Source organism: Kitasatospora putterlickiae (genome assembly GCF_039527695.1).
In the GTDB taxonomy this organism is placed as follows: domain Bacteria; phylum Actinomycetota; class Actinomycetes; order Streptomycetales; family Streptomycetaceae; genus Kitasatospora; species Kitasatospora putterlickiae.
This window is the reverse complement of record NZ_BAAAKJ010000243.1, coordinates 32,127-34,324: the sequence shown is the minus strand read 5'-3', so window position 1 is coordinate 34,324 and position 2,198 is coordinate 32,127. Positions and strand designations below refer to the sequence as shown.

3 protein-coding genes are annotated in these 2,198 nt (G+C 75.0%); all 3 read right to left on the bottom strand.

Annotated features, from left to right (window positions below):
• Positions 1–47 precede the first annotated feature (47 nt).
• A complete protein-coding gene (locus tag ABD308_RS24570; RefSeq protein ID WP_344338666.1) occupies positions 48–470 on the bottom strand; it encodes a hypothetical protein in 423 nt (140 codons plus the stop codon).
• Positions 467–1,180 carry a cupin domain-containing protein gene (locus tag ABD308_RS24565; RefSeq protein ID WP_344338664.1) on the bottom strand — a complete coding sequence of 238 codons (714 nt, stop codon included), beginning with the start codon at positions 1,178–1,180 and terminating at the stop codon, positions 467–469. Before ABD308_RS24565 ends, ABD308_RS24570 begins: the two co-directional genes overlap by 4 nt.
• On the bottom strand, positions 1,173–2,198 hold a 1,026-nt coding region (locus ABD308_RS24560), incomplete at its 5' end, for a sedoheptulose 7-phosphate cyclase (protein ID WP_344338662.1). The genes ABD308_RS24560 and ABD308_RS24565, both read right to left, overlap by 8 nt.

Genomic DNA, 2,198 nt, shown 5'->3' with positions numbered 1-2,198 from the left:
CCCTCGCTTCATGTCATGCGCGCCAGCGAGCCCTTGGCATCAATCATCTAGCCGGGGCTGCCGATCGTCGGCGGCGCCGGCTCGCCGTCGGCCTCCGGGCGGCGGGCCGGCAGGAGGGTGCTCACCCGGTCCGGGAGGACGGTCAGGCAGAGCAGTTCCGCGCCGAGCGGGCCCCCGTGCAGGTGGACGGATTCGCCCTGCGGGGCGAGCAGCAGGGTGCCCCGGTCGAGGAGGCGTAGCGGGTGGTCCGGGCAGTCGACCAGGACGACGGGGCCGCGCAGCACGTACCAGGCCGCCTCGGTGGCGTCGCGGCCGGTGAGGTCGTAGCAGGCGCCCGGACCGAGGTTGACGTGTTCGAAGGCCTCGCACTCGCTGTGCAGCATGCCCCGGCGGGCGAGGCAGCGGGTGCGGATCCGCTGGGCGCCGGGGCCGAGGAGCAGGCGGGGCGCGGCGGTGCGGGTGACGATCATCGCGGCTCACCGCCCTGGCCCGGCGGCACGAGTTCCGCGTGCAGGTAGGCGAGCCCGCCGGCGCCGGCCGTGAGGTCGAGCGCGGTGCCGAGCGGCAGGGTGAACGCCGTTCCGGGGCGCAGCGGCACCCGGATGTCCCCGGCGCCCGCCCGGCCGTTGCCGCCGGTGACGAAGGCGGTGTGCTCGACGCCGTCGGCGAGCAGGAGGTCGCGTTCGCCGGTGGCCAGGTCGACGTGCCGCAGCAGGCGCAGCGGTCCGCCGATGACGGCGGAGGGGTCGAGCGGGCCGGTGCGCCGCAGGTCGCGGATCACGGTGCTGCCGACGCGGCCGCCGTCGGGGCCCGGTGCCTCCGGTTCGGCGGGCAGTTCGATCACCAGCCACTCCAGCGGCCCGGTCCCGGTGTTGCGCAGGCCGTGCCGGGTGCCGACCGCCGTCAGGACGGTGTCGCCCGCGCGGACGGCGTACGGGTGGCCGTCGAGGGTGACCTCGCCCTCCCCGGTGAGCAGGACGTACACCTCGCGGGTGCGGGTGTGGAGGTGTTCGCCGCTGGTCCCGCCCGCCGGGACGCGGGCCCATTCGACGGCCTCCCAGTCGCCGGCGAGTCCGGCGCGGCGGGCGAGGCAGGTCCACTGGGTGGTCCCGGCGGCGCCGTGCACGCCGTGGACGTCGGCCGGTGCGGTGGTGTCGGCGATCACGACGGCGCTACGCACGCGTCCCACTCCCCCGCACGACGTCCGCCGACCAGGCGCGCAGCCATCCGGCCGCGTCGGCGAGTTCGGCCGCGTCGAGGTCGTCGACGAAGACGCCCGCGCCGATCCCGGAGGGCAGCGGCAGCCGTTGCCGCCCGTCGCGGTGGCGGACGGTGTCGGCGAGCGCCTCGCCGAGCGTGACCGGTTCCATCAGCGGGTGCCAGACGGGCAGTTCTAGCCGCCGCATCAGCCGCAGGATCCGTTCGGCCTGCCCGGATCCGACCAGGCCGCGGCGCCGGGCGACGACGGTGGTGAGCGCCATGTCGACGCAGACCGCCTCGCCGTGCAGGAGTTCGGGCAGGGCCCGCATCTCGACCGTCGGGCTGAACGAGTGGCCGTAGTCCATCAGGCGCTCCAGCCGGTGCTCCCAGAGGTTGGGCTGGAGTTCCTGCAGCATGCCGTGGACGGCGCGGCCGAGCACGGCGGCGCCGGCGCCCGGGGACTGGAAGCCGCTGTCGAGCAGGTCGCGGCCGTGCCGTTCCAGCAGGGCGAACAGGTCCGCGTCCTTGATCAGCGCGACCTTGAGGATCTCGGCGAGCCCGTTGCCGATGTGGCGCCGTTCCAGGGTGGTGAGGAAGGCCGGGTCGAGCAGGGTGTCGACGGCGGGGTGGTAGGTGCCCAGGCGGTTCTTGTGGCGGCCGTGGTTGACGCCGGTCTTGGCGCCGACGCCCGCGTCGACGAGGCCGATCAGGGTGGTCGGGACGCGCACGAAGGGCGTGGAGCGGCGGTAGAGGCTGCAGGCGAGGCCGACGACGTCGGTGAGCACGCCGCCGCCGATCGCGATCACCGGTTCGCCCCGGCGGGAGATCCCGAAGGAGTCCATCCGGTCGGCGACCTGGAACACGGCGTCCATGGTCTTCACCTGTTCGTGGGCGAGCAGGACGTGCGTCTCGTACTCGACGCCCTGGGCGGCCAGGTAGCGGCGCAGGCGGTCGCCGTGCAGTTCGTGGACGCGGGCGTCGACGACGACGAGCCGGCG

Coding starts and splice junctions, on each gene's coding strand:
- ABD308_RS24570 (WP_344338666.1), bottom strand. CDS start 470: ATGATCGTCACCCGCACCGCCGCGCCCCGCCTGCTCCTCGGCCCCGGC.